Below are 26,040 nucleotides of genomic sequence, written 5' to 3' on the forward strand. Positions count from 1 at the left end.
TTTATAAATTCTTCAATGCATTAAAAACCAATTGCGCTACAGCTACAGCACCTTCTTTTTGAAAATGAGTATTGTCTTTTTGTCCATCGGGATAAGCTTTGTAAAGTCCTTTATCAAAATTCATAAAGTAGTTTTTAGTTACGTAATCTTGTCCTTTAGCCGTAAAGTTATCGATTGAAAGTTGAGTTAAATCAATCAATTTCACATTTAACTCTTTTGCTACTTCTTTAACAGCATTCGGATATTCGCCATGCACATTAGCCAATTTACCGTCTTTCCAAGGATAATTTCTATTTACTGGCGTAATTAAGATTGGTATTGCACCTTTTTCTCGAGCTTGGTTAACATATAACCTCAAAAACTCTTTATATCCGATTAGGTTTACATAACGCTCAGGTTTATCAACCGCAGCATCGTTATGTCCAAACTGCATCATTACAATATCGTTCTTTTTTAAGGCTTTGTAAACTTCTGCCCAACGGCCTTCTTCAAAAAAAGTACGGGTACTTCTTCCACCTTTGGCTTTATCAATAACTAAAACATTATCTGTTTTAATCAAATTTTTTAAAGCTTTTAAACTATCTTTTGTAAAATAGGATTGAAAAACTTGACCCCATCCATTTAATGGAAATCTTTTCTCTTGATAATCATTTTCTAAAGAATAATCTGCTACTGTAGAATCGCCAATTAAAAAAATGTTGGTTGTTTTTTGCGCAGGGCGAAAAGCGAACATTGAAAAAATAATGATTGAAATAGATAGGTAGATTTTCACCATAAAATTTTATTCATTAAAAAGACGAAGCAAAATACTTCGTCTTTTTATTTCATTTTTAATAAGTCCAACGCGGATCTCCGATAGCCGAACTTGTGTTACTTGCCGTTCTTAATGGAGAATTATCAGGTAGTTGAAAAGCTGGAGCTACTGTATTGGCTGTCCACCCTAATTCTATACTTTGATTGGCAGTTTGCGTAACTGTAGCAGGAAAAGTTAATGGTGTAGTGCCCGTACTAAACAAGTTAAACATATTGGTATAAGATATAGTTGATGTAGAACCTGTACCTGTTGAGCGAATTGCCGCTGCAACAACAGTACCCGATTTTGGGGTGTTTGCCACAATACTATTGGTTAAACTAAATCTCATAGGATTTGCATTTGCATCTAAAATGGCATACCTGGCATTACCACCGAAACCATTAATGGTACAATTGCTAATATTAATTGTAGGAATAACTGACGCTGCAACAACTGTACTAGCTGTAACTAAACCAGGACCCGAATTATATAAGGTAGATTTTGTAATGTTTAGGTTGGCGAAATCTAATTTATTTAAATGGAAAGTATGGTATGACGATGAACCATTTGATCCCATGTCATATAATATAGAGTTATTAACTGTTATGTTACCAATTTTAAATGAAGTAGCATTTGAACCTCTATCAGCTCTTAAAAATGAAGTAGCTGCATTACGAACAATACAATTATCAACCACTACATTGGTAAACACTGCTGATGAACCAGTACTAGCTTGTGAGCCTATAAAATTTAAAAAATAGAGTGCAGATGCAGTTGCTCCATCAAACTCAATACCTGATAAAGTTACTCCAGCACCCGTGCCTTCAATTACTATTTCTTTATAATTTATTTTGGTATCTGTTGCACTACCCGAAGTAGATTTAAGTGTTATAGTTTTACCTGTAATAAATGTGTTAGCAGCAGTTGCAGCATAAGTACCAGGATTTAAGCCAATAACGGCACCGTTTGCAGCAGCTGCAACAACTGCGTTTAAATCATCAGATGGGTTAATAATTCTCGTGTAAACGGTTACAGGCAAAGTTGCAAAAGTTAAAATCCCTCTGCTTCTTGTACCATTAAAAAGTTCTGCTGTATAAGTAACTCCACCAGTTAAACCAGTAATGGCTTTTATACCTGTAGACACGCCACCAACTAAACCGCCAGCTGTTAAATCTGCCGTTGTTAACACTACGTTAATCGGGCTACCAGTTGCGGGTGTTAATCTGATACTACTTAATCCTGTTTCAGTTCTAAAACGAAGAGAAACTGAAGTTTCTCTAATTTCTGGTTCCCTAACTCCTAAAAACAATTGAATGCCTGTTAAAGAAAAAGCAGTACTTACAACGTACTTAGATTCTGGCTGATTTTCGAAAGCATTAGCTTTGATACGAGCAAAATAAGGTGTACGAATTGCAATATTATCTTCAGTAACTACAATTCCAGCAGTATCAACAACTTTGGTATAGGCGATAGTTGCAAAATCTGCAGATGTAGAGAAGTCTACCGTATAAGTTAATGGTTTGCCAGCAGAAAATAATGGAATAGCCCATTTAATGGCAGCAGAAGTTTGTCCGGCGGTAATTGCAATATCACTTGCTTTAAATAAACGAGGCGGATCTAAATTTTCTTCCTCTTCTTTTTTACAAGATGAGATGAGCACTATTGCTGTAAATAACAACAATAAATATTTGCTAGATGTATTAATAAACAATTTCATATCTGATATTTTTTAATAACCAAAGTTTTGAACCATGTTTGTATTTTCATTCAAGGCAGTTTTTGGATACGGTAATAATTCTTTTTTATTTGCCTCAAAATAGAAAGCAAAACCTGTAGAAATACTGGTAATTTGATTTTCTGTAGTTAAAGCTCTTCTCCAGTTTTTAACAGTATATCCCGCAGGTGCGGTAGTAGAGTTTAAACCTGGAGCAAACAATACGTTATTTGGAGCCCCGCCGAAAAGATCTAACGTAGCAACTTCGGTAACACTAGGTGTTAAATTGTAATTAGCTTCTTTAGCGTAAACATAATTAGGCACGTTTACATAAGGGCCTGTTCCGTCAATTAACTGCTGTAGTTTAGTTCTGGTTTCAATAAATTTACTGTTAATTAAATTCCAACGGATCAAATCAAATTTTCTAATTGCTTCGCCACCAAACTCTAATAATCTTTCTTTAACAATTGCATTAAAGAAATCTATTTTGTTAGTTGGTGTAACTGGAATACTACCTTCGAAACCTACATAAGCACGTTTTTGTACCAATTGCAAACCTTCTGCAGCCGTTGCCGATGGACCATTACCTATTTCGTTATCAGCTTCTGCATACATTAATAAAATATCTGCATACCTTAAAATTGGCCAGTTTACTGCAAATTGTTGCGATGATGATCTTCCATCAAAATTTGTCCACGATTTACGGAATTTTGCATCAGTAAAGTTGTTTAACGTATTAATTATTTTTTTAGAAGTGGCCGTAATCTCGAAAATACCCAAGGTTACATCTCTTCTACAATCTTTACTCGGATCAAACTCATAAAAATAAGTAGCAATGGCATTCATACCGCCACCTCCAGTACCATAAGTTGAGGCTGCATTAAAACGAATCCCGTTGTAATAACCCAATTTACTATCGGTGTTTGCATTTGCACCAAAGGCAGCAACTTCTAACATTAATTCGTTTTCGTTATCAGCTCTCGTACCATGTAAACTTTTAAAGATATTTTCGTAAACCGGATTTAAACGGTGTGAACCGTTGTCCATAATCGCTTTACATTCGTCTTTGGCAATCTGATAATATTTCAAATAATCAGCGCTTCTTTCCATGGTATTGGTTTTTGTTCTTAAAGAATATCCACCTCGAGCCAAAGCAATTCTAGCCCTTAAACCTTTAATTGCACCTTTTGTAAAACGAAAACTACCATACTCTGCAATTTCTGATCTCCAAGGCACTAAATCTGATGCAATTGCCAAATCTGCTATAATCTGATCGTAAGTTAAATCTCTATCAGCATTTGCTGGAAAAAGATTTTCTGCATCGGCAGCTGGCACAAAACGTTGTGGTACATCGCCCCAATTGCGGATTAACTCATAATAAAATTGTGCTCTTAAAGCTAAGGCTTCGCCATGGTAACGTTTCATTAAAGCTTGCTCTGTTGCCGAACCACTGGTGTATAATTTAGATTGAGGAATGAATTTGATGCATAAATTTGCTCTTTCGATACCAGAATACAATTGTGCAAATGGTTGAATTATATCCGTATTGTCAGAACTTGCGCCATACATGCTAATTCCTCTCCTGTCTGATGGGCTATAACTTCCTGATGTTTTAAAATCATCGGCTGTAATGCCAAACAAAGTTGATAAACGGCTACCATAACCGTTATCGCCAACTAACCTATTGTACACACCAACTAAAGCTGTATTTGTTGTGGCTGTAGATTCAAATACTACTGCTTCTGATGAAGTAGAAGGCGATTCGAAATCTAAAAACTTTTTGCAAGATGGTGTAATCATTATCGCTCCTATAGCAAAAACTAGAGTTGCGTATTTAATAATTCTATTTTTCATATCAATTAAGATTAAAATGTCATGTTTAAACCGGCTAAAATATATCTGCTACGTGGATAAGCAGCATAATCTATACCTGGTGTTAAAGGATTAGATCTACGTGTATTAGCTTCTGGATCATAACCTGTATAACCCGTGAAACTATGCAAGTTGTTTACAGTAGCATAAACTCTTAATCTCGAAATAAATTTACTACGTTGAACAAATTGAGTTGGTAGTGTATAACCTAAAGTGATGTTGTTTACACGTAAAAAAGATCCATCCTCAACAGCATAAGATGTTAAAGTATAATTACCTGGAGATGGTGTCCATAAGGTAGTGTTCGCATTTAATGCTGCTAAAACTGCAGGATCTGTTACTCTTACTCCATTGGCATCAAAGTTTTTCCACCTGTTGTTCATTGTTGCCAATAAGTTATTGTCTCTAACGTTAAACTGCGATGAAAACTCGATGGTGTTTGCATTATAAACTTCGTTACCAACGGTGAAGTTCATGAAAACGCTTAAATCGAAGTTTTTATAAGCAAACTGATTGGTGAAACCACCGGTAAATTTAGGTTGAGATGTACCTAAAACTGTTTTATCATCATCGCCAATTAACATACTGGTAGAGTTAGAAAGCTTTTTAACCTTCATATCTCCTGGTTGAGGTTCTCTGTTACCAATTAACACTCTGCTGTTTGCAATACCTGGCTTTAAAACATAAGTATAGGCCAATGTAGTTGTGTTTTGAGTTACATTAAAATCATCCAAATTATAACGACCATCAGATACGAAACCATAAAACTGACCAACTGGTTTACCAACTTCTACTTTGAAATCGGCCAAACTATTAACCCAACCTGATTGAACTACGTAAGATTGTACGCCGTTTTGCAGTTCTAAAATTTTGTTTTTGTTGAAAGAAATATTGAAACCAGCATTGTAACTGAAATCTTTAGATTTAACAACAGCTCCATTTAACTGTAATTCGATACCTCTATTTTGAGTTTTCCCAACATTTTGTTGTTGCGTATTGTAACCGTTAATTGGCGGAATGTTTGCATTTAACAATAAATCACGAGTTCTGTTATCATATAAATCTAAAGCAATTGAAACTCTATTTTTTAACAATTCGATATCGAAACCAATGTTTGCTGAAATATTTTTTTCCCAAGTAATGTTACTATTTGCCAATACGTTACCAGCAATTAAACCAGTGGTTACAGAACCATCATTGCTGGCATATCCACCTTGTGTAGAATTAGCAGAAAACAGAGTTCTAAATAAATCTTGTCCAATTCTATTGTTACCAGCTAAACCATAACTTGCTCTAATTTTAAATTGATCGATCCATTTCAAATCCATTTTTTTAAAGAAGTCTTCTTCAGATAATCTCCAAGCAATTTGTGCTGATGGAAAATCGCCCCATCTGTTTCCTTCTGCAAAGAAAGATGAGCCATCTCTACGGTAATTTATGGTAGCTAAATATTTTCCTTTGTAGTTGTAAGATGCTCTGGCAAAAAACGAAAACTGACGTGAACCTGATTGAAATGAAGTTGGTTTATCTTGAACTGAACCCGCTGTTGGTGGTTCTGCTTTTTGTATCCCTGCAAATGCTTCATCGGCTGTAATATTAATTGGAAACCATCTAATGGTGCTGCTGTTAGATTTTACATCAATTTTATTTAACTCCTGACCCGCTAATAAATCTAAACTATGATCGCTACCCAAATTTGGTTTGTAATTGATAATGTTGGTATTAATTAAAGTTGTACCGTTAGAATTGTCTAAAACCACAACTGGTAAACCTGCACTATTTCTGGCAATACCACTTAATGGACCGTTAAAGCCGTTAACCTTTCTGTCTGCAAAAGTTAAACCTACAGTAGATCTTATGCTTAAATTTTTAAGGATTTGATAGCTTAAATAGCCACTGCTAATTAAATCATTTCTATTGTCGTACTTTAATTCTTGTTGTGCTAACGATATTGGGTTAGACAATTGTGTAGTTAAAAAATCGGCATCGAATAAATCGCCAGCATCGCCACCGCCAGAATATGGCTGGTAACGTACCGAGTTTCTTAAACGGTTGGTACCTTGTGAACCCGTACTTGTTGTACCAACACCTTCAACAGTTTGGCGGCTGTAACGCACATTAATACCTGTTCTTAATTTTTCTGAAATTTTATGATCGAAACGGAAAGAAGCAAAAGTACGGCGAAAGCCAGACTCTAACATAATTCCATCTTCGTTGGTATTGTTAACTGTAAAATTATAAGTTGTGGTTTTTGTACCACCAGATAAATTTAAAATTTGTGTATTTGAAAAAGCTTGGCGACCAAATACGCGATCTTGCCAATCGATGTTTGGAATGTTTTTATAGATTTCTAAATCCTCAAAAGTGCCGTATTTTTTGGTAAACGCATCTCTAACATCTTGTGCGGTATTGTTATTGTACAACTCGTATTGATAAGTTACAAACTCAAATGGGTTCATCACATCTAGTTTGTTTACAATTTGCCTAACACCTGCAAAAGCATCAAAAGAAACAACTGTTTTACCGTCTCTACCGCTTTTAGTTGTAATAATTACTACCCCATTTGCACCTCTACTACCATAAATAGAAGTTGATGCAACATCTTTTAACACATCTATACTTTGAATTTCATTTGGCGATAAAATAGATAATGCGTTATCAACCTGAATACCATCCACAATATACAAAGGCGAGTTATCTCCTGTTAAAGAACTTCCACCCCTAACCCTAATTTGTATTTCGGCACCTGGGCTACCTTCGGTTGTTGTTGCAGTTACACCAGCCAATTTACCTGCTAATGCTTCAGCAACTGTTCCTACCGGAAAATCTACTAAATCCTTTGCTCCCAGCGATGACACCGAACCTGTAACTGCTTCTTTGCGAACAGTGCCATAACCAATGTTTACAATGTTAACTTCATTAAGTGTGGTAGAATTTTCTTCTAAAGCGGCATTAACTTGAGTTTTTGTACCAACCTCAACTTCTAATTCATTAAAACCAACAGACTTAAATACTAAGATTACAGAACCAGTTGACGGAATTCCAATTTTATAAGCACCTTTATCATCGGTACTAACGGCAATTTTGGTTCCTTTTATTAATACGCCCACACCTGGCAGCGGAGCGTTGTTACCTTTTTCGGTAACCTTACCAGTAATTTGTCTGGTTTGTGCAATTGCTAAATTTATACCAATAGCAAGCACACAAAGGAGCAGTAAAATTTTTTTCATACATTTTAATATTTGGTTTAGAAATGCCTTTTTAGAGGCTTCTATTTAAACAAGTCTACATTGTTTTTTTTATAAAGCATAACAGTACAGGACACTAAATTTGTGTAATCGTTCCCGACAACGTTGCCAAAAGTGATACAGAATTTTTATATTCAAGCCTCAGAAAAAAATCGTATCATTATAGATTGATTTTAACACTTCAATTAATAGCGAATTATTGCTTAAAATATGTTCGAGCCCGTTACTATAAAAGATATTGCAAAGGCCTTAGGCTTATCTACTTCTACCGTTTCGAGAGCGTTAAGAGATACACATGAAATTAGTGCTGCAACAAAAAAAATTGTACTTGCTTACGCTAAAGAAATCAATTATCAGCCCAACCCTATTGCTTTAAGTTTAAAAGAACGTAGAAGTAAATCTATTGGTGTGGTAGTGAGCGAAGTGGCAAATAGTTTCTTCTCACAAGCTATCAACGGTATCGAATCTATTGCTTATGATAGAGGTTACCACGTTATCATTTCTCAAACACATGAATCTTATGACCGAGAAGTCATCAACGTACAACATTTGGCATCAAGATCTGTAGATGGTTTATTGGTTTCCTTATCATCGCAAACAACAGATATTTCGCACTTAACTTCATTACACGAAAGAGGCTTGCCAATTGTTTTTTTTGATCGCGTAGCGGATGAAATTGATACACATAAAGTAATTGCTAATAATGAAAAAGGGGCTTTTGAAGCCACAGATCATCTAATTAAATCTGGTTATAAACGTATTGCGCATTTAACAAGTTCTAGCTATTTATCCATAAGTATTGAACGTTTATCTGGTTATGAGGCTGCATTAAAAGCGAATGGATTAAGTGTAAATCAAAATTACATTAAACATTGTTTGCATGGCGGTATGTTGTACGAAGAAACAGAAAATTCAATAAAAGAATTAATGGCTTTGCCAGAAAAACCAGATGCTATTTTTGTTGCTGGAGATAGATTAAGTACTGGCTGTTTAAGCGTTTTAAAAAACCTTAATATGTCAATTCCTGTTGCGGGTTTTAGTAATTCTGATGTGTTAGATCTTTTCAATCCATCATTAACTTCGGTTAGGCAACCAGCCTTCGAAATCGGCCAGTTGGCCACTCAAATGCTTTTACAATTAATAGAAGCTAAATATCCGATAGAAGAGTTTGAGAAGAAAATTTTAGAAACTGAGTTGTGTGTGAGAAGTTAAGTTGGTATAATGGTTATAGGACTAGGTGGTAAGTTTAGTTCATAAAAAAAGTTCAACAATCTGCTGAACTTTTTAAAATAAGACCTGAAAATTTTTATCTACCTATATTCTGTTTCAAAACCTGTTGCTAATTGTTGCAACTCCTCGTTAGAAATCAACTTTGGATCGTTGTATTGCTTCTCTAACATAGAAAGCGCCACTTTAATATGACCTGTTGTTGTATTAATTAAACACTCGCCACCCTCTATAGTTGCTGAGATGTACTTACCTATTCCACGGTTAACATCCGCAAAACGAAGCACTAATTCATGGAAAATAAACACTGGATAATTCATTTGTTAAAAGTAGAGGGCTAATGTTAAGCTAATATGAAGTTAGTGTTATTTTTTGTTAACATTTAGTTAACATTGACTTGAGCAAAATCACCTAATATCTATTTAAATTAAAATATCGAATAAAATTGCTTAACAATAAGTTAACCAACACCACCTCATTAAACAGGTAGTTTAAATGCTTGTCTACCCAATAACTTCCATGTTTTTCCTTGCTTTTGCCATACCAACATTACTCCAATGTGTGCTTCTCCAGGTTTACCACCATCATTGGTAACCGCATGTAGCTCATGCCTAACAATTGCTGTTTTACCACTTATTTTAACCGTTTGATTTTTAAATTCAACACTTACAAAATCTGAAGAACCATTAGCTATTGCCTCAACAAAAGCTGCTTTTTCTTGTATCTTTCCGCTTGAATGACCGTAACTTAAGTCTGTCGCTGCAACATTTTCTAATGCAGTTTTTTCGCCACTTATTAATGCCAAACGCATATTTTCTACAGCAGCTAAAACTTCGTTTTCATCTCTAGATTGAGCCTTAACCATCATACTTAAACTTAAAACCAACAATAAAATAATCTTTTTCATAATTTTTTTTTCAAAAATAAAGCTACAATAATATATTTTATACAAACAACATTTAAATTATTTAGCCAACTTCTTCTTCCATTTAGTACTTAAATATTTTCTCAACGGAATATCATAAAAAACCATTACTAAATGTGCAAACCCTAAAAGTAAAATTAGCGCTCCTAAAATGATAAAGGCAAGTTGCATTGTATTGGGTTTGTGTATTGTATAAAAATTGCCAAACATCCATAAAAACGCATAATGTGTCATGTACAAAGGATAAGATATTTTTCCTGAAAATTGGCATAGTTTTTTTAAACCAAAATTTAGATTTGCACCCGCTCCTAAAGCAATTAGGAATGGGAAATACAAAATCACAACAAAAGGTTCGGTTATCCAATTCCACTTTGTAAAAGGCATTACAAAGGCTAATAACAGCAATAAGGAAAGACCAAAAAATCCTAATTTATTTTTAATAATCCAATTTGATCGATAGATGAGCAAACCTGCCAAAAACGAATAGGCTATTCTTGCTCCTCCATCCCAAAAAGTAGGCCCACTCCATCCACCTAATAAATTACCAGCCCTACTTGCTACAAAACCTATGGCTAGTGCCGATATAATAGTTAATAAAAATAGATAGCCTCGTTTTACTCTACAAAGCACCAAAACATAAGCTAAATTGGCTACGTATTCCCAAAACAATGACCATGATGGCGCATTAAAACTGAAGAGATTAAATGCTCTATCTGCAATAATGGGTAAAGGAATGAGTAATATAGCGCATATAAAGGCCAATGTAATTTTGCCTGCACCGTATAATTCTGGGTGGCCACCAAAGGGATCAAATAAAAATGCCAATAAACCAAATACTGAACCGGCAACAACCAGTGGATGCAATCTTATAAATCTTGTTTTAAGAAATTCCCAAACACCCATTTTCGCAATCCGATCATCGTAAGCATAACCCATTACAAACCCAGAAAGGCAGAAAAAAAAATCAACTGCTAAAAAACCATGACCAATTATATTTTTGCTAAAATCAGTATAAGCCCATTCCATAAAATGAAATATCACAACTGCTATTGCAGCAACACCTCTTAATCCATCTAAAATTTCAAAATGTTTTTTCGGTTGAAGGTTGGTAACAGCTGTATTCATTTACTTAATGTTGTTTTAATACTAAATTTTGATTGACATTTAGTTTTCACCATATTTTGTAAGGTATTTAAAACATTGCTTATAAGTTACAAAATTTAAATGTTTTTAATTTTCCCAACTAAACACATGGCTTTAGGTTTTTATTAAAGAAAAATCAGAAATATTAAAAATTTAATCTACTTAAGGATTAATCACTCAAAAAATTATCTCTTGTTCAAATTAAATTAAATCTTATAAACTTATTTGTCCTATTAATTTTAGGTTTTGGTCATTATTAGCCTCTAACATGCATAAGTCTTATTAAATATTCAAATGTGATAGTAAAAATGACGAAATAAACTATTAGAACCCTACCGATGTTGATAATTTAGCAGCTAAGATGAGCTGGTCATCTAACCAAATTATGTATGTAAAGATGAATAAATTAAAACCTGCACTGCTATTAGTTTCTATTGGCACCTGTTTACTATTTTCTTTCAATAAATCAAAAGGTTTAAAAGATTACTATAATAATTATTTCCCGATAGGTGTTGCGGTAACACCAAACGATATTAGAGGTAATGAAAAATCATTAATACTTGAACATTTTAATAGCATCACTGCAGAAAATGCCATGAAAATGGGACCATTGCAGCCAGGTGAAAATAAATATTTTTGGTCTAATGCCGATTCTATTGTAGAATTTGGTGTAAAAAATAAGTTAAAAGTTAGAGGGCATTGTTTGGTATGGCATACCCAAACCCCGAGATGGCTTTTTAAAGATAGCGCAGGTAAAACAATTTCTAAAGAAGTACTGCTTACGCGTATCAAAAACCATATCAACACCGTTGTACCTCGTTACAAGGGCAAAATTTACGCATGGGATGTTGTTAACGAAGTAATTGCCGATGATACTTCATACTTCAGAAAATCTCCGTTGTACAATATTGCTGGTGAAGATTTTGTAGAGCAAGCTTTTAGATATGCGCATGCTGCCGACCCTAAAGCGATACTTTTTTATAATGATTACAATACGGAAACTCCTGCAAAAAGAGATAAAATTTTTAAAATGTTAAAAGGCCTTTTAGCTAAAGGTGTACCAATACATGGGGTCGGTCTGCAAGCGCATTGGTCAATCAACAATCCTAGTCGCGAAGAATTAGAGAAATCTATTGAAATGTTCTCATCATTAGGTCTCCAAATTCAATTTACTGAGCTTGATATTTCAGTTTACACTGGCAGACAAGGCGGACAACTAATTGCTGGCGAAAAAGCCAAAGAGCCAGCCGTATTTACACCCGAAATGGAACAGAAGCAGTTAGAAAAATATAAAATGATTTTTGATGTATTTAGAAAGCATAAAAAACACATCACTGGCGTAACTTTTTGGAACCTTTCTGATAAATATACATGGCTTGATGGCAGAGGCCGAAAAAACTTTCCCCTACTTTTTGATACAGAATTAAAGCCTAAAAAGGCGTATTACGAAGTAATTAAATTTTAATTATGCGCATCAAATCTATTTTCACTATCGTTTTATTGACATTTTTATTCGGCACCCAATTTAATGTTTTAGCCGATGAGGTGATTGAAGAAATTGCAGTACTGGTGGAAATTTACAACACTATAAAACAGATTAACTAATGAACAAACTACGGTCATTTTTAACTTGCACAGCATTACTATTGGCAAGTTTACCTTCATTTTCTCAGGATCCTAATTTTTATATTTTCTTGGCCTTCGGGCAGTCGAACATGGAAGGTGCCGCTAAATTCGAAGCACAAGATACTTTATCAGTTGATGAAAGATTTCGTGTTTTAGAAGCCGTTAATTGTACTGAATTAAATCGTAAAAAAGGCAACTGGTATACTGCTGTTCCGCCATTAACCCGTTGTAAAACAGGATTAGGTCCAGTAGATTATTTTGGCAGAACGCTTGTTGCAAATCTGCCTGCTAACGTAAAAGTTGGAGTAATCAATGTTGCTGTAGGCGGCTGTAAAATTGAGCTTTTTGATAAAGATAATTATCAATCTTATACAGCAACTGCTCCAGATTGGATGAAAGGTATGCTGGCAGATTATGATGGAAATCCTTATGCTCGTTTGGTAGAGATGGCAAAAATTGCTCAGAAAAGTGGTGTAATTAAAGGTATTTTAATGCACCAAGGCGAATCAAATACTGGTGATAAAACTTGGCCAACAAAGGTTAAAGGTGTGTACGAGAATTTATTAACAGACCTTAATTTAACAGCAAAAAACACACCTTTATTAGCTGGTGAAGTAGTAAATGCAGATCAAGGTGGCGTTTGTGCCAGCATGAATCCTATTATTGCGACTTTACCAGATACTATTCCTACTGCTCATGTAATCTCATCGGCTGGATGCCCAGATGGACCTGATAACCTACATTTTTCTGCCGAAGGCTATCGAATGCTGGGCAAACGATATGGCGAAAAAATGCTATCTCTACTAAAAAACTAATACTTGTGGACTAGAAGATTTTATAAAAATTGTTTTCTAGTGTTGTTGCCTTGCGCAAAAAAAAATTGTTAAAGACATGAAGCACTAAAACCTATTGGCAGGTAATTAATTTTAAAAATAAATGAAGAAACTAACTTTACTTTTATCAATTATTATAGCTAGTATTGGTTTAAACGCTGCCGGCCTTGATCCAATTACTATAAATTCCTACGTCCCTGGAAGTTTTCCATTGGTTAGTAAGGGTAAAGTTGCATCAATATTAGTAAGCCAAAATGAATGGTCTGGAACTATTTTGGCAGCTAAAAATCTACAAATTGATATTGAAAAAGTAAGTGGAGTTGCTCCTGCTTTTTTAATTGAGGAAACCAAAGGAATGCCTATTATTATAGGAACAATAGGTAAAAGCAAAATCATTGATGAAATGATTAGCAACCGCCGCATCAATGTGAGTGATATTGCTGGGCATTGGGAAGCAACATTAATCCAAGTGGTAAAAAATCCTGTTAAGGGAATAGATTCTGCATTGGTAATTGTTGGCAGCGACAAAAGAGGTACCATTTACGGCGTTTACGAATTAGCTTATCAAATTGGCGTTTCTCCGTGGTATTATTGGGCAGATGTTCCCGTAAAAAAAAATAATTCAATTTTTGTAATTGCAGGTCGACATGTAATTTCTTCTCCGGCAGTAAAATACCGAGGTATATTTTTAAATGATGAAGCCCCTGCCCTTTCTGGCTGGAGCAAAAAACAATTTGGCGGTTTCAATAGCAAATTTTACGAAAAGGTTTTCGAATTAATTCTGCGCCTGAAAGGAAATTATCTGTGGCCTGCCATGTGGGGCAATGCATTTAATGATGATGACAAACTAAATCCGATATTAGCGGACGAATATGGAGTAGTAATTGGCACATCGCACCATGAACCTTTAACCCGTGCGCACGATGAATGGAGAAGATACAAAGGTGGTAAATGGAACTACGAACAAAACCCCCAACAACTCCGTGATTTTTGGAAAACTGGTTTACAACGAGTGACTGATAAAGAACAGATTATTACCATTGGGATGCGTGGTGATGGCGATGAACCAATGTCTGCAGGGACAGCTACTGCCCTACTCGAAAAAATTGTAAAAGATCAACGAGAAATTATTGAAAAAGTAAGTCAAAAACCCGCTTCAGAAACACCTCAATTGTGGGCGCTTTACAAAGAAGTACAAGATTATTATGATAAAGGGATGCGGGTACCCGATGATGTTACCCTACTTTTATGCGACGATAATTGGGGAAACCTTAGAAAACTACCAAAAGTTGGCGAAGCACCTAGAAAAGGTGGCTACGGCATATATTATCATTTTGATTATGTTGGTGGTCCAAGAAATTATAAATGGGTAAATACCAATCCCATTCAAAAAATTTGGGAGCAAATGCGATTGGCTTATGAGTATGATGCCAATCAGATTTGGATTGTTAATGTTGGCGATTTAAAACCTATGGAATTTCCGATAGAGTTCTTTTAGATTATGCTTGGGCTCCAGATGCCATCCCAGCAGAAAAATTGATGCACTACACCGAAAAATGGGCTAATAAGCAATTCGGAACCACACATGCTACCTCAATTGCAAGTTTTATAGATACTTATTTAAAATACGCAGGGCGGATAAAACCAGAATTGCTAAACGGCAACACTTACAGCTTAGTAAACTATAGCGAATTTGAGAAGGTTACAACAGATTTTAAAGCATTAAAGGAACAAGCAAATGCAGTTTATTTACAACTTAATATCAATCAAAAAGATGCATACTATCAGTTGGTATTACACCCAATTGAAGCTTTAGCTAATCTTTACGAAATGTATTTAGCGGTAGCCAAAAATAAACTTTACGCAAAACAAGGCCGTTTATCAGCTAATTTTTTTTCCGAACAAGTAGATACGCTCTTTAAAAGAGATGCTGCTATAACTACTTACTATAATAAAACAATGGCTGGCGGAAAATGGGATCACATGATGGATCAAACACACATCGGCTATACTTCTTGGCAACAGCCAGATCAAAATATCATTCCTAAAACTATAAAAATAGCTAATAAAAATACCGCATTAGCTTTGATGATTGAAGGTGATGAAACTGCTCTTACTGGTAAAATTAAATCCATCAAATCTTTACCAACTTTTTCATCATTAACTCAAAAATCACATTATTTCGAAATTTTTAAAACGGGTGTTGATGAAATCAATTACCACATTAAAGCTCCAGAATACATTATACTAAGTCACAAAAAAGGTTCCCTAAATCAAGATGAGAAAGTTGAGCTTAGCATAGATTGGACAAAAGCACCAAAAGGAAATAAGTTAAACGAAATAACCGTAACTGGTAGTGAAGGATCAGCAATCAGTTTTATGATTAAAACCGAAAACTTAACAGCAGAAAGTTTAACTAAGAATCTGTTTTTACCTGAAAATGGCTATATCTCTATGGAAGCACCAAGTTTTAGCCTTGCGGTAAATAACCGACCTATATTTTGGAAAACCATACCTAATTATGGCAAAACAAAAGGTGGAGTGATAGCTATCCCCCTAACAGTTGCTGTTCAACAACCTAAACATGGTTCGCCTCATTTAGAATATAATATTTATCTAAGTGAAGCAGGAAATTTCACTTTACATACTTTCGTTTCTCCTACTATAGATTTTACTGGAACCGATGGGTTGAAGTTTGCGGTATCTATAGATAATGAAATGCCAATAACGGTAAACATTAGCAGCAATTATGCTAATGAAGGTGCCTGGGAACAATCTGTTGCCAACGCCATTAAAATATTTAAAATACCATTTTCTTTTGATAAACCGGGTAAGCATACCATTAAATATTGGATGATTAACCCAGGCATAGTATTACAAAAATTAGTACTTGATTTAGGGGGACTAAAGCCAAGTTTTTTAGGCCCACCAGAAAGCACGATAAGCACAAAATAATTTAAAACCATATATGAAAAAGATGATTAAAGAACTTACAAAAATAACCTTATTTACCTCTATAATGGGTTTAGGTTTAGCCAGCTCTTGCCAGCAATCAAACAACAAAACTGTTGAAACAAAAGCTGATACCATTAAGAAGTCGAAATACCTTTCAGCTCCACTAATTTCCGAAATTTACACAGCCGATCCTTCTGCACGTGTGTTCGATGGCAAAATTTATATCTATCCATCTCACGATGTGGAAGCTGGCACTCCAGAAAATGATAACGGTGATCATTTTGACATGAGAGATTACCATATTTTAAGTATGGATAGCATTGGCGGAAAAGTTACTAAACATGAGGTTGCTTTAAGTGTTAAAGATATTCCTTGGGCAGGCCGCCAACTTTGGGCACCAGATGCTGCCTATAAAAATGGCACATATTACCTTTATTTCCCTGTAAAGGACAAAGAAGATATTTTTAGAATTGGTGTAGCAACTTCTAAAAATCCAGTCGGTCCATTTAAAGCAGAAAAAGAGCCAATTAAAGGAAGTTTGAGTATTGATCCAGCTATGTTTACGGATACAGATGGTAGCACTTACATGTACTTTGGTGGTATTTGGGGCGGACAACTACAACGTTGGAAAGATGGAAAATACGATGCCAATGGTTCTAAAACCGATTCGCAAAAAGAAAACGAACCTGCTTTAAATGCAAAAGTGGCTAAAATGAGTGGCGATATGTTATCATTTGACGGTGAAGTTAAAGATGTTCAAATAGTAGATAAACAAGGAAAACCATTATTAACTAAAGACCACGATAGACGTTTTTTTGAAGGGGCTTGGATGCATAAATATAATGGTAAATATTACTTCACTTATTCAACAGGCGATACGCACTATTTAGCTTATGCCATTGGCGATAATCCCTTTGGGCCATTTACTTATCAAGGTACTTTTATGAATCCAGTGCAAGGATGGACCACACATCATTCTATTTTAGAAATAAAAGGCAAATGGTATATTTTTTATCATGATACCCAATTATCTGGAAAAACCCACTTGAGAAATGTAAAAGTAACCGAGCTTGTACGTAACAGCGATGGAAGTATACAACTAATTGAACCAATGGTTAAATAATGCTTTAAAAATTACCATAAGCAATAAAACCTAAAATTTAATTCTGAGCATGGTAGAACGAAAAATTTTTGTTATAGAAATCAAAAATATCATTTCCACTGTGCTCAGACTTAAAGTTGATTAATTTAGAGCTTCATAGTAATGCTATCTTGAAAAGTAATGGTATTATCAGCAAGCGCTTTTAAACCGTCTTCTCTAAATATGTACCTGTAGATTGCCGATCTACAATTGTAGGTTCTATTACAATATTCGAGATTTTATCGTAAGGATTGTTTTGTTTAATCATGTCTAAAAACAGCTTCGCACAGGCTTTGCCAATTAGATTCGGATGCTGATCTACTGTAGATAAGCTTGGTGTTACATAAGGAGAAAAAACTTCGTTGGCAAAACCCATTACCCCAATAACTGGTGGTGCTAAGTTTACTTCCTTTAGTTTTTTAATTATGCCTAATGCGGTAAAGTCATCTCCTGCAATAATGGCATCTGGCCGATTTTCATTGCGCAACAATTTACTAATGCCAAAACGACCATCTTTAATAGACAAGCCACCCAAAATAATATCCTCTTCTAAAACAGGTAGATTATTTAATTTAAGTGCTTGTTTATAACCTTCCAATCGTTCGCTAAATATTTTAATTTTATGGCTTGTGGTAACAAAAGCTATTTTTTTATAGCCCCGTTCTATCAAATGGTTTGCGGCTATAAAACCTGCTTTAAAATCGTTTAACGTAACAGAAGGCACTTTTAAACTTTCATCTACCCTATCAAAAAGAATGAGTGGTTTGTTTTGATTAATTACCTCTCTAAAATGAGATACATCTTCAGTTTCTAAAGCGAGTGATGCCATAATACCGTCAACCTGAGCTTCTAACAATGTGGTTACACCTTTAATTTCTTTAGCTACAGATTCACTGGATTGATATACAATGATGCTATAACCACTATCTTTTAATTCATCCTCAATACTATGAATAATGGATGCAAAAAAATGAGCTTGAATACTTGGCACAATTACCCCTATGATATATGTTTTTCCTGATTTTAAAGCCGATGCTAATTTATTTGGCCGATAATCGAGCTTTGCAGCCATTTCAATTACTGCCTTTTTGGTAGCATCACTAATTCCAGGAAAATTGCTCAATGCCCTTGACACGGTAGAAACCGTTACATCAAGCGCATTGGCAATATCATAGATGGTAGTCCTTTTTTTCAAGATAATTTTAAAAATTGTTCTATCGCAAGTTTACGTAAAATAATTATGATCGTTTAATGATGCTATTAAATTACCAAAAATAAGCATAAAGACCAGTAAGAATTACAATAACAACTGCTGAACCTAAAGCAAAACTGTTGCTCACTTTAAACATGCTGCTATCAATTTCTAATCCTTTGGCTTTTGTGCCTCTTTTATGGTCAATTAAACTGATAATTACCATACCAATTACAGCAATAACGAACACAAAGCCCATTCTGTCTAAAAATGGTATTTCGTATAACGATGTACCATCAGGCTGAACAACTAATGAAGAAAAACCGGATGAGGCTAAAAATTCTAAATCCATTAAGCGAGGTAAAAATTTAAATAGTACCGATAAAGCAAAACCACCTACCGTAGCAAACATTGCTGCATTTGAACTTGTCTTTTTCCAGAAGAAACCTAAAATAAACATGGCAAAAATACCCGGACTAACAAACCCAGTATATTCTTGTATAAATTCAAATCCACCTTTTTTATCAATACCTAAAAATGGCGCAATAACTACCGCTGCAGCCATTGCTACAACTACCACTATTTTACCAACTTTTACCAATTTCTGCTCACTAGCGCCTAAATCAATTTTCTTTTTAAAGATGTCTAACGTAAATATGGTAGCAATGCTGTTCACCTTACCCGCCAACGAAGCTACAATTGCTGCTGTTAATGCTGCAAATGATAAACCTTTTAATCCGGCAGGTAAAAGATTTAATAAAACTGGATAGGCCTTATCAGGATTTAGTTCTCCATTTTGGAGCATTTCGGTTTGTAAACCACCTTTCATGTGGATTACATAAGCCGCAATACCTGGTAATACCACAATAACTGGCATTAATAATTTTAAAAATGCCGCGAATAAAATACCGCTTCTTGCAGTTTTTAAATCGGCACCCAAAGCACGTTGGGTAATGTATTGGTTACAGCCCCAATAATTTAAATTTACAATCCACATACCACCAAATAACACCGTTAAACCTGGCAAACTCGGGAAATTGGGATTATCCTTCTTTAATATCATGTGAAAATGATCATCAGATTGGCTCATCATATAGTTAAAACCATCTATTACACCAGCTTGACCATTCAATTCTGCCACTCTGCCTAAAGCTAAATAGGTGGTAACCAATCCGCCCAAAATCAAAAATATGACCTGTATTACATCGGTATAACCAATTACTTTCATCCCGCCTAATGCGATGATAATTGAAAAAGCTGCTAAAGCATACATGCATAAAGTGGTATCGATACCCGAAATACCATTGATGGCAAGTGCACCCAAATAAAGGATAGAAGTTAGGTTTACTACAACATATAATAAAAGCCAAAAAACAGCCATTATCATAGCTACCGTTTCATTATAACGCTGCTGCAAAAATTGCGGCATGGTATAAATTTTATTCTTAAGGTAAACCGGAATAAAAAATACAGCAACAATAATTAATGTTAAAGCCGCCATCCACTCGTAGGTGGCAATGGCTAAACCCATTTTAAATCCATTACCACTCATGGCAATAAATTGTTCTGATGAAATATTTGAGGCAATTAACGATGTTCCAATAGCCCACCAGGTTAATGAACCTTCAGCTAAAAAATAATCGTGAGAAGCCGAAACCGACTTTTTCTTTTTACGGTAAATCCACCATCCGTATGCGGCAACAATTACAAAGTATATCAGAAATACGATGTAATCTTTAATAGCTAAACTGTTCATTTTGGTTTTTGGTTAGAGTTTTATTTTTAAAAGTAAAATGCTCAAACCGCTTTAAACGTGTTTGAGCATTTACTGTTTTTTAAATGTGTCTGTTAATGATGTTTTCTAAATATTCTTGTTTACCACTTAAAGTTTGTGGTTCGCCATTTTCGGCAGCATAGTTTCTTAAATCCTCGAGCGTTAATTTTCCTTGCTCAAATTCTGCACCTTTTCCGCTATCAAATGAAGCATATCTATCAGCACGTACTTTTTTATAATCAGATTTTTGAAGAATAGAATCTGCAGTAATTAAAGCACGAGCAAATAAATCCATTCCACCTACGTGTGCATAAAATAAATCTGCTTGGTCTGTAGAGTTTCTACGGATTTTAGCATCAAAGTTTACACCACCACCTTGCAAACCACCACCTTCTAAAATAATCAACATTGCTTCTGTTAATTCATTAATATCGTTAGGGAACTGATCTGTATCCCATCCATTTTGGTAATCGCCACGGTTGGCATCAATAGAACCCAATAAACCGTTATCAACTGCTACTTGCAATTCATGTTGAAAAGTATGACCGGCTAACGTTGCATGGTTTACCTCTAAGTTTAATTTAAAATCTTCTAATAAATCGTATTGTTGCAAGAAACTTTTAACCGTTGCTGCATCGTAATCATATTGGTGTTTAGATGGCTCGCATGGTTTAGGTTCGATAAAGAAAGTACCTTTAAAGCCTTGTTTACGAGCATAATCTTTAGCTGTGTGTAAAAATTTAGCCAAATGCTCTTGCTCACGTTTCATGTTGGTATTTAGCAAACTCATGTAACCTTCTCTTCCACCCCAAAATACGTAATTTTCTCCGCCAAGGGCGATGGTTGCATCTAAAGCAGCTTTAACTTGTGCAGCGCCATGTGCCAATACTTGAAAATCTGGATTGGTAGATGCGCCATTCATGTATCGTCTGTGACTAAACAAATTTGCTGTTCCCCAAAGTAATTTTACCCCACTATCGGCTTGTTTTTGTTTTGCATATTCCACTAATGCTTGCAATCTTCTTTCGTTATCGCCAACATCGTCAGTATAATCTACCACATCCACATCGTGAAAACAATAATAAGGCAATTGCATTTTGGTGATAAACTCAAAAGCAGCATCCATTTTGTCTTTCGCACGCTCTACTGCATCTTTCTTTTCATCCCATGGAAAAATATGCGTAGCGCCACCAAATGGATCTGCTCCGTTACCATTAAATGAATGCCAATAAGCACATGCAAATTTAAAATGCTCTGTCATGGTTTTACCTGCCACTACTTTGTTGGCATCATACCATCTAAATGCCATTGGGTTATCGCTTTGCAAACCTTCAAATTTAATTTGCTCGATACCTTTAAAAAATTCTTTTTCTCCTGTTACTACTTTTGTCATTGTATTTGTTTTTTAATTTGGTCGATGGTTGATAGATTGTGGTTGATTGATCATAGTTGATAGTCGATAGTCTTTTTTCAATTAAACGAATTATTAACCATATACCATCAACTGCTAAATCAACTATTAACCATTTAATTGTCTAATTAATATTTCTTTCCAATCTTGATAAATAGGCTCATAAGCCTGGGTATTTTTTGGTTCGAGGTAATTCAAAACCTTGTGTTGTGTAAAAGCATCTTCGGTATTTTTAAAAATGCCCGCTCCAATGCCTGCACCTAGTGCCGCACCCACACTACCATCATTTTCATATAACTCTACTGGTACGCCAGTTACGTCTACAAAAGTTTGCGCAAATACTTCACTTAAAAATAAATTTGCTTTACCTGCTCTAATTACTTTTGGGTTCATGCCATTTTCACGCATGATATCTAAGCCATATCTAAATGCAAATGCGATGCTTTCTTGTACCGCTCTAAAAATCTCAGCCTGGCCGTGGGTATTTAAATCAATTCCTGTTAATTGAGCACCAGTAAACTTGTTGTTTAACATCCTTTCCGCTCCATTTCCGAAAGGAAAAACCCTTAAGCCCTTGCTACCAATTGGTGCTTGAGCTGCTATTAAATTTAGTTCTGGATACGATAAATAAGGGGCGAAAGTATGTTTAGCCCACCGATACATGCTACCAGTACCATTAATACACAACAATACTCCAGTATGTTTATGCTCAGCACTGTAAGTAACGTGAGCAAAAGTATTTACCCTCGATTGCTGATCGTAAGTTAATTCATCACTCACACCATAAATAACTCCAGATGTACCGGCTGTTGCCGCCACTTCTCCGGGTTTAAGAACATTTAATGATAAAGCGTTGTTGGGCTGGTCGCCAGATTTATAGGCCACAGGAGTACCTGCTGTTAAACCCAACAATTTAGCTACTCCCTCTTTTAAATGGCCATGTGATGAAAATAAGGGTTGTACTTGCGGAATTAAATCGGCAGCAAAACCATAGTAATTCATTACATCTGCCGAGATTTCATCCTTCTTAAAATCCCAAAAAACACCTTCTGAAAGTGCCGAAATACTTGTAGTGATTTCTCCTGTTAGCTTCATGGCAATAAAATCACCAGGCAACATTACCTTGTCTATTTTTTCGTAAATAGCTGGCTCATTGTTTTTTACCCAAGCTAATTTTGAAGCAGTAAAATTTCCTGGAGAGTTTAACAAGCTAGCCAAAGATTGCTCATGACCAATGGCATCAAAGGCTTGCTCTCCTAGCTCAACGGCTCTACTGTCGCACCAAATAATGCTATCCCGTAAAACTTCTTGATTTTTATCAACAACTACCAAACCATGCATTTGGTAGGCAATGCCGATGGCTTTAATTTCTTTGGGATCAAATAAATTGAGTGAATTAACCTTTAAAATGGCCTGTTGTACATTATGCCACCAATCCATAGGGGCTTGTTCGGCCCAACCAGATTGTACAGACTTTATTTCAGCCTCATCTTCTGGAAACTGTACTGCAACCACACTTTTTTGAGTATTTACATCTACTACAGCAACCTTAATAGAAGAGGTTCCAACATCAATACCTAATAGATACATTTATATTTTATTTTTTAACGTGAACGGCATCATTACCACTATAATCTAACCATTTAAACATGGCTTTATTTTGAGAGACTTCGCCTGATGAAGTAGCGTAAAGCGCATAGAGTGAGCCAACAAATCCGCCAGCAGTTTGTGTGCTTACCAATTTTCCATCTACTTTATCTTTTAATAATTTCCAATTGCCTTGCGTATCGGTATAGTAAAAACTGTAAAACTCACGTTGAGCTTCTATTTTAAATTGAACTTTTTTTACATCTAATGCCACTTCAGTCATTAAATCCATCGTTTTTGTTTTCGGATTTCCTTTATAAAGCTGCACAACTTGCTTTCCGTCTTTTACTGATTGGCAGATATAATAAAAGTTATATTCGCCCTGAAAAATTAACATCCCAGCTTTTTCATTTTCCTTTTTTGCCTCAAAAACCATTTCTGTAGTTGCCGAACCTGTTAAATGCTGTTGGCGTTTACCAATAAATGCCGGATTGCCTAAACCCATACAAGTTTCTGGCAACAATTTCATGGTTAAACCATTTTTCTTATCCAACTTATACCAACTGGTATCGTTGGTTCTTAAAAAAAGCAAGGATTGGTCTAATTTTCTATCAAATTTTGTTCTGTAAGCAAAATTTCCACTTTGTGGTGGTGCTTTTTGTTTTACTTCTTTATAATCAAAGGTGTAGCTGTATTGAATTTCTTTTACATCAGGATTGATAATTGGCCATTCATCTACCCATTTTACCGGGGCGATAAAAGTCTCTCTACCTGTGTTGTAGTGATTACCTTCATAAGGCCTAACTGCTAAAAAAACAGCATAAGTTTTACCATCTGGCCCCTCAACCAATTCTGCATGACCAGCAGAAGTGATTGGATCTTTACGATTTGGATCTAAATCACGTTGTGTTAAAATTGGGTTTTTATCATAAGGGATATATAGACCAGTTGCATTTTTACTCCTTAAAATTACCTGAGAGTGATTTACCGAAGTACCTCCTTCTGCTGCACATAAGTAATACCAATCTCCACGTTTAAAAATATGTGGCCCTTCTATCCAAACAGGTTTTTTGCTCAAATCAACACCACCATTAACCAATTGGATTTCTTCGCCAATAACTGTCATTTTAACTGGATCAAACTCGTAAGTACGAATAGTTCGGTGACCAGAATACAGCGGTTTATTGTTTGGCGCATCGCTGTTGTAAACAATATATGCTTTATCTGTATCAAAAAACAAGGATGGATCTATCCCTCTTACTTTTGGTAACCAGATCGGATCGCTCCATGGCCCAGCCGGATCTTTAGCAGTCATCACAAAATTTCCATTTTTATCAATGTTAGTACAAGTCATATAATATGTACCCTTAAAATAATTAATAGATGGTGCAAACAAACCTCTTGAAGTTTGATCGCCAAAAAACGTCATTTGTGATGGCCTATCAATTACACTCCCTAGTTGTTTCCAATTTTTTAAATCTCTACTATGAAAAACAGGAATACCAGGAAAGTAGGCAAATGTAGAATTGACTAAATAATAATCTTTACCTACTCTTGTGATACTCGGATCTGGATAAAAACCAGACATAATTGGATTTTTTATTGTTACCTGAGCGTTGCAGAACCCTGCGAACAATCCGATTAAAATAAATATAATTTTTTTCATAAAATTTAAAAAAAGATCAACTTACATTTTGGTTTAGTGCTGATTAAAAAATAAAATTAAAAATAAAAAACAATAAAAACAACCGATTGCATAAAAATAATAATTTTCACAAAAATTAAAATTCAACCGATTGCATAAATAAAATTATTTTATTAATTTGGGCTCATTAAACAGATTAAAATTACATTAATGAAACATACAATTAGCGAGTTAGAAGATATCGCCTCACAGGTGCGAAGAGATTGTTTGAGAATGGTACACGCCGTACAATCGGGCCACCCAGGTGCATCTTTGGGCTGTGCAGATTTTTTTACTGCATTATATTTCGAGGTTTTAAACCACAATCCGGACTTTAAAATGGAAGGTGTTGGCGAAGACCTATTCTTCCTTTCAAACGGACACATCTCTCCAGTTTGGTACAGCGTGTTGGCAAGATCTGGGTATTTTGAAGTAAGCGAACTTAAAACTTTCAGAAAATTAGATTCTCGTTTACAAGGTCACCCAACAACGCATGAAGGTTTACCTGGTGTTCGTATCGCCTCTGGTTCATTAGGTCAGGGACTTTCAGTAGCCATCGGAGCAGCTTTAGCTAAAAGAATGGACGGAGATAAATCTTTAGTTTATGCTTTAATGGGCGATGGAGAATTACAAGAAGGCCAAAACTGGGAAGCGTTAATGTTTGCCCCTTTCCACAAAGTGGATAACCTAATTGCAAGTGTAGATTACAACGGTCAGCAAATTGATGGTCCGACTGAAAAGGTGCTATCACTTGAAAATTTACAAGCAAAATTTGAGGCATTTGGCTGGCATGTAATTACCTCTGATGGAAACGACATGGCCGAAATTGTAAAAGCTTTACATTATGCAAAATCTTTAACAGGTAAGGCAAACCAATTTTAAACTTAATGAGCACCCAAATGGGCTACGGCGTTG

Annotated in this window: 18 protein-coding genes and 2 pseudogenes; 8 read left to right on the forward strand and 12 right to left on the reverse strand. The window is 35.2% G+C overall.

Annotation, left to right across the window (positions count from 1 at the left end; translation table 11 throughout):
* Nucleotide 1 precedes the first annotated feature (1 nt).
* Genes FA045_RS05385 through FA045_RS05400 form a run of 4 tightly spaced genes read right to left on the reverse strand, consistent with a single transcriptional unit; the run spans nucleotide 2 to nucleotide 7,609 of the window.
* Complete coding sequence (locus tag FA045_RS05385; protein ID WP_136875244.1) at nucleotides 2-775, reverse strand: rhamnogalacturonan acetylesterase; 774 nt, start codon at nucleotides 773-775, stop codon at nucleotides 2-4.
* Between the two features lie 55 nt (nucleotides 776-830).
* Entirely contained in the window at nucleotides 831-2,510 is a 1,680-nt protein-coding gene (locus tag FA045_RS05390; RefSeq protein WP_136875246.1) for a DUF4957 domain-containing protein, read from the reverse strand.
* A 12-nt stretch (nucleotides 2,511-2,522) separates the two neighbouring features.
* Nucleotides 2,523-4,361, reverse strand: coding sequence for a RagB/SusD family nutrient uptake outer membrane protein (locus tag FA045_RS05395; RefSeq protein WP_205943099.1), 1,839 nt, complete (start codon nucleotides 4,359-4,361; stop codon nucleotides 2,523-2,525).
* An 11-nt stretch (nucleotides 4,362-4,372) separates the two neighbouring features.
* Complete coding sequence (locus FA045_RS05400) at nucleotides 4,373-7,609, reverse strand: SusC/RagA family TonB-linked outer membrane protein (protein ID WP_136875248.1); 3,237 nt, start codon at nucleotides 7,607-7,609, stop codon at nucleotides 4,373-4,375.
* A gap of 228 nt (nucleotides 7,610-7,837) precedes the next feature.
* On the opposite strand from FA045_RS05400, the gene FA045_RS05405 reads away from it, so the two are divergent.
* A complete protein-coding gene (locus tag FA045_RS05405; RefSeq protein WP_136875250.1) occupies nucleotides 7,838-8,839 on the forward strand; it encodes a LacI family DNA-binding transcriptional regulator in 1,002 nt (333 codons plus the stop codon).
* A gap of 98 nt (nucleotides 8,840-8,937) precedes the next feature.
* On the opposite strand, the gene FA045_RS05410 is transcribed toward FA045_RS05405, so the two are convergent.
* The 3 genes from FA045_RS05410 to FA045_RS05420 form a co-directional block, all read right to left on the reverse strand.
* Nucleotides 8,938-9,174: a hypothetical protein gene (locus tag FA045_RS05410; protein ID WP_136875252.1), complete on the reverse strand. Its 237-nt coding sequence runs from the start codon at nucleotides 9,172-9,174 to the stop codon at nucleotides 8,938-8,940.
* A 158-nt stretch (nucleotides 9,175-9,332) separates the two neighbouring features.
* Nucleotides 9,333-9,761 (reverse strand): nuclear transport factor 2 family protein, encoded by a 429-nt coding sequence (locus FA045_RS05415; protein ID WP_136875254.1) that lies wholly within the window; start codon nucleotides 9,759-9,761, stop codon nucleotides 9,333-9,335.
* A gap of 57 nt (nucleotides 9,762-9,818) precedes the next feature.
* Nucleotides 9,819-10,904 (reverse strand): acyltransferase family protein, encoded by a 1,086-nt coding sequence (locus tag FA045_RS05420; RefSeq protein ID WP_136875256.1) that lies wholly within the window; start codon nucleotides 10,902-10,904, stop codon nucleotides 9,819-9,821.
* A gap of 415 nt (nucleotides 10,905-11,319) precedes the next feature.
* Between FA045_RS05420 and FA045_RS05425 the strand changes: the two genes are divergently transcribed.
* From FA045_RS05425 to FA045_RS05440, 6 genes and pseudogenes are all read left to right on the forward strand, one after another.
* Nucleotides 11,320-12,387, forward strand: a complete 1,068-nt coding sequence (locus FA045_RS05425) for an endo-1,4-beta-xylanase (protein WP_136875258.1) — start codon at nucleotides 11,320-11,322, stop codon at nucleotides 12,385-12,387.
* A gap of 2 nt (nucleotides 12,388-12,389) precedes the next feature.
* A complete protein-coding gene (locus FA045_RS18815) occupies nucleotides 12,390-12,527 on the forward strand; it encodes a hypothetical protein (protein WP_169305017.1) in 138 nt (45 codons plus the stop codon).
* Nucleotides 12,527-13,363 carry a sialate O-acetylesterase gene (locus FA045_RS05430; RefSeq protein ID WP_136875260.1) on the forward strand — a complete coding sequence of 279 codons (837 nt, stop codon included), beginning with the start codon at nucleotides 12,527-12,529 and terminating at the stop codon, nucleotides 13,361-13,363. The genes FA045_RS18815 and FA045_RS05430 overlap by 1 nt, the downstream gene beginning before the upstream one ends.
* Nucleotides 13,364-13,784: 421 nt before the next feature.
* A pseudogene (locus FA045_RS19040) lies at nucleotides 13,785-14,974 on the forward strand (glycosyl hydrolase 115 family protein); the annotation flags it as partial.
* An 861-nt stretch (nucleotides 14,975-15,835) separates the two neighbouring features.
* Nucleotides 15,836-16,336 carry a hypothetical protein gene (locus tag FA045_RS19045; RefSeq protein WP_262709606.1) on the forward strand — a complete coding sequence of 167 codons (501 nt, stop codon included), beginning with the start codon at nucleotides 15,836-15,838 and terminating at the stop codon, nucleotides 16,334-16,336.
* 13 nt (nucleotides 16,337-16,349) lie between these two features.
* Nucleotides 16,350-17,459: a glycoside hydrolase family 43 protein gene (locus tag FA045_RS05440; protein ID WP_136875262.1), complete on the forward strand. Its 1,110-nt coding sequence runs from the start codon at nucleotides 16,350-16,352 to the stop codon at nucleotides 17,457-17,459.
* Nucleotides 17,460-17,640: 181 nt separating this feature from the next.
* Here the strand turns inward: FA045_RS05440 and FA045_RS05445 are convergent, their stop codons facing one another.
* From FA045_RS05445 to FA045_RS05465, 5 genes are all read right to left on the reverse strand, one after another.
* Entirely contained in the window at nucleotides 17,641-18,672 is a 1,032-nt protein-coding gene (locus FA045_RS05445; protein ID WP_136875264.1) for a LacI family DNA-binding transcriptional regulator, read from the reverse strand.
* A gap of 70 nt (nucleotides 18,673-18,742) precedes the next feature.
* Nucleotides 18,743-20,425: a sodium:solute symporter family transporter gene (locus tag FA045_RS05450; protein WP_136875266.1), complete on the reverse strand. Its 1,683-nt coding sequence runs from the start codon at nucleotides 20,423-20,425 to the stop codon at nucleotides 18,743-18,745.
* A gap of 79 nt (nucleotides 20,426-20,504) precedes the next feature.
* Nucleotides 20,505-21,836: a xylose isomerase gene (gene xylA / locus FA045_RS05455; protein WP_136875268.1), complete on the reverse strand. Its 1,332-nt coding sequence runs from the start codon at nucleotides 21,834-21,836 to the stop codon at nucleotides 20,505-20,507.
* A 126-nt stretch (nucleotides 21,837-21,962) separates the two neighbouring features.
* Nucleotides 21,963-23,444 (reverse strand): xylulokinase, encoded by a 1,482-nt coding sequence (locus tag FA045_RS05460; protein ID WP_136875270.1) that lies wholly within the window; start codon nucleotides 23,442-23,444, stop codon nucleotides 21,963-21,965.
* Nucleotides 23,445-23,451: 7 nt separating this feature from the next.
* Nucleotides 23,452-25,107, reverse strand: a complete 1,656-nt coding sequence (locus FA045_RS05465) for a glycoside hydrolase family 43 protein (RefSeq protein ID WP_136875272.1) — start codon at nucleotides 25,105-25,107, stop codon at nucleotides 23,452-23,454.
* A gap of 189 nt (nucleotides 25,108-25,296) precedes the next feature.
* Here FA045_RS05465 and FA045_RS05470 point away from each other — a divergent pair.
* Nucleotides 25,297-26,040, forward strand: a pseudogene (locus FA045_RS05470) (transketolase); the annotation flags it as partial.

The organism is Pedobacter cryotolerans, from assembly GCF_005116475.1.
Lineage (GTDB): Bacteria > Bacteroidota > Bacteroidia > Sphingobacteriales > Sphingobacteriaceae > Pedobacter > Pedobacter cryotolerans.